The following is a 3,790-nucleotide window of genomic DNA, read 5'->3' as shown; positions in this document are numbered from 1 at the left end:
TTTAGCAGAAGACCTTAACCCAATGGGCGCAGCAAATAACGAGGTTCTTAAATGGAACGGTACAATTTGGGCTCCGGCACCAGATGCGGGAGGCACAACATATTCTGGAGGAAATGGGCTAACACTCAATGGTACAGCTTTCGACGTAGATAATCTTGTTGGCCAAGTAACTGGCCCCACCTCAGCAACAGTAATTGCTGACGGTTCTATCTCTGGAGGTGAATTAGGACAAATAATAGATAACTCCATAACAGCATCTGATTTAGCACCTGATTCAGTTGATGCATCTGAAATTAGAGTAGATGCTGTTGGCCAATCAGAAATAAGGGATGATGCTGTAACCACTTCTGAAATTTTAAATGCAACTATTTTAAATGAAGACATTCAAAACAGCACAATTGAACCTACAAAAATGAATGCCTCTGGTAATAACGACGAGGTGTTAACAATTTCCGGAGGTAACGTAGTTTGGGCTCCAGTGACACCAACAGGAAGTGGAAATATAAGCTCTCCAAATTCAACCATAACAATAGGCGGTGCAGCAAATGCATTATTAGGAAATGTAACCATAGATTTAACACCAAATTCCATTGGCGCAGGAGAAATTGATGACAATGCTATTGGTCTAGATGAACTTCAAAATGATGCTGTAAATTCTGATAAAATAGTTGATGGTAGTATTGGCAATGTTGATATGGGCTCTGGAATTGATGGCAATAAAATTGTTCCAGATTTTGGACTTCAAAATATCCAAACAGGTGGTAATATAAATATTGGAGGAACCGTTACTGTCCAAACTGTAGTTGTCCACCCCGACTACGTTTTTCAAAAATATTTCTTAGGAAATTCCATTTTAAACCCTAAATATAAATTTCAAAGTTTAGAAGAAATAGAAGCTTTTGTAAAAGAAAATAATCACCTACCAGGAATACAATCAGCAGCCGCTATTAAAGAACAAGGTTTCTGGAATTTAGGTGAAGCATCAAGAATCAACCTAGAAAAAATAGAAGAGTTATTTTTACATACCATTGAGCAGGAAAAGAAAATTAAGGCCTTGGAAACGACCAATAAGGATATGGCCAACGAAATAGAACTCCTTAAAGCCCAAATGGAAGAAATTAAACAATTGATGTTAGAAAAAACAAAGGAATAATGAACAAGCTACATCTACTTATTTTTTTCCTGATCGGCTCAACCGCATCTGCCCAAACTGCCCTGTACAATAATGGAAATTTACGTATACACGAAGGGGGTTCCCTGGGTTTTCACACCAACTTTATCAATGCCTCACCTATGGACGGCAACTTGGGATTGACCGGTTTTTACGGCACAGCACCTTTAATGGTTTCCGGTGAATTTACGCCGCAATTCCATGATGTGGAAATTGCATTGGAGAACGACCTATTGCTGGCCCTAGGGGTCAATAATAGCAACAATACCAATTTTATTCTGGGCAATGTCCGTACACCATTGACCCAACCTGAGATTTTTTATACCTTTTTGGATGATTCCTTCTATACGGGAGAAAACGACCTATCTAAGGTTGAAGGGTATGCAGCCATTACCAACAAACAGGAATTTATTTTTCCTATAGGTGACAGGACTTTTCTACGTCCGTTAATCATAAGATCAACCAGTATAAATCTTTTTGCAAAATGCGCATATTTTTATGAGGATGCCAACAATCCAAACTCATTCCCCGGCACATATAATACGCTAAATACGGCATTGGATATCGAATTGGTCAGCGATCAGGAATTTTGGCGTTTGGAAGGTAACGTACCCAGTACTGTTTCCCTCACGTACAATACCCGCAGTGGCTTACAAGACCTTACGGACGATGTCACTAAAATCATCCCCGTAGGCTACAGTAAGCTTTCAGGAAGGTGGGTCAATTTAGCAGGCAGTGCCGCCACCGGTACCGTAAACGAAGGTATTGTAAGTACAGAGGAATTTGTTCCTGATGATTATGAAATTTTAACCCTTGGGGTATCCAAAATTCCGTATGAACCCTTGTCAAAAGAGGTCTTGACTTTGGATAACTATATTGTTTCCGCTAATGGAGACGGTATAAACGACACTTTTTTTATCCCGGAAATAATGGATAAAGGAAATAATTTAGTTCAAATCTATGACCGTTACGGGCTCAAGGTTTTTGAATTCGAGAACTATACCAATGAATTTATTGGATTTTCTAATTTGAACAATATTCCCCTAAACGCCGAGAAAGGATTACCTGCGGGTGTTTATTTTTATACCATTGCCCTCATCGATGAAGAATTGAACTACCAAGGCTTTTTGTATTTGGCCCGATAACTTTTATGTGTAAGGTTTTCCAAATTTAAAATAGGGCAAATTGGTTTTTCCTTAAGGGTACTTGCTACAAAAATAGGATAAACGGTCAAAAAATCCGATTAACCAATGAGTACTTAAACGTTCCCTACAGATTTATAGACCTACACAACATTTACTTCCTTTCCTACAACATGGGATATATTTTTGTTAGCATTATAAATACTAGTATCCCCATGTTCCCTAAAAAAAGATTGCTTCTCTTAGTTTTGATTTTTATTTCCATTGGCGTTCACGCTCAAGTAAAAATCGGACAAAACCCTAATCAAATCCATAGTGCATCTATTGTAGAATTGGAAAGCACCAACAAAGCGTTTGTATTAACACGACTTTCTACGGCACAGATGCAGGCAATTACTCCGTTATCCGGTGCAGTTGTATATAATACGGATACCCAATGTGTTTATTACTATAATGGCTTAAACTGGAACAATCTGTGTTCTGGCGTTACCTCCAGTTCTTTTTCCTTTACGGATAATGGCGATGGTACCATTCTTTTATCTGATGGAAACGGTAATGACATCACTTTTGACGGTACTTCACAAACCATAACCAGTCTTGTGGATAATGGTGATGGCACATATACCTATACCAATGAAGCTGGCGACGAAACCGTTATTTCAATTGCCCATAGTGATAACCAAAATTTGGAAACCAACAATTCACCCGGTTACATAGGTATTGAAAACGGAAATTCCATTATCGTTAATGTGGACGATGCCGATGCAGATGACCAAAATGAAATTCAAAGTTTATCATATTCTTCCGGATTGATATCATTGACCAACGACCCAAACGAAACCTCAATAGATATATCAAGATTTGATATGGATGCTTCCGATGATTTTGATGGAAGTTTTATCAATTTGACCAATATTCCTACAAATTTAGATACCGATGCCACAGATGATTACAATACGGGAATCACCTTTGACGGTACCGAACTGACCATCACCGACCTTGGCGGAGACCAGAGCGTGGACATCAGCGGACTCGCCTATGACGATGCTGCCATTAGGGCCGATGTGGACCGGAATACCTCGGACATCGCGACCAATGTTTCGGACATCACCGACCTGCAGTCCGAACAGACGGTACAGGATACGAACATCGGCGACAACACCTCCAACATCACCGCCAATGCGGATGCCATTGCCGCGCACAACCTGGCGGACGGGGACCTGAGCGATTCCAACGAGTTCAACACGGCGATCAACTTTGACGGTACCGAACTGACCATCACCGACCTTGGCGGCGACCAGAGCGTGGACATCAGCGGACTCGCCTATGACGATACTGCCATTAGGGCCAATGTGGACCGGAACACCTCGGACATCGCGACCAATGTTTCGGATATCACCGACCTACAGTCCGAACAGACGGTACAGGATACGAACATCGGCGACAATACCTCCAACATCACCGCCAATGCGGACGC

General features: G+C 40.9%; 2 protein-coding genes and 1 pseudogene. All 3 read left to right on the top strand.

Features of this window, described 5'->3' with window-relative positions; genetic code table 11:
• Positions 1 to 1,153, top strand: a pseudogene (locus tag CHB68_RS18340) (hypothetical protein); the annotation flags it as partial.
• Complete coding sequence (locus tag CHB68_RS18335) at positions 1,153 to 2,316, top strand: gliding motility-associated C-terminal domain-containing protein (protein WP_089263382.1); 1,164 nt, start codon at positions 1,153 to 1,155, stop codon at positions 2,314 to 2,316. The pseudogene CHB68_RS18340 and the gene CHB68_RS18335, both read left to right, overlap by 1 nt.
• A gap of 212 nt (positions 2,317 to 2,528) precedes the next feature.
• A partial coding sequence (locus CHB68_RS18330; RefSeq protein ID WP_143815242.1) for an autotransporter outer membrane beta-barrel domain-containing protein occupies positions 2,529 to 3,790 on the top strand: 1,262 nt, incomplete at its 3' end.

Source organism: Maribacter sedimenticola, from assembly GCF_900188415.1.
Classification (GTDB): domain Bacteria; phylum Bacteroidota; class Bacteroidia; order Flavobacteriales; family Flavobacteriaceae; genus Maribacter; species Maribacter sedimenticola.
This window is presented reverse-complemented; position numbering and strand designations above follow the sequence as displayed.

What these genes read in the sequence shown, in the direction of transcription:
- CHB68_RS18335 (WP_089263382.1), top strand. Translation starts at nt 1,153, where the DNA reads ATGAACAAGCTACATCTACTTATTTTTTTCCTGATCGGCTCAACCGCA.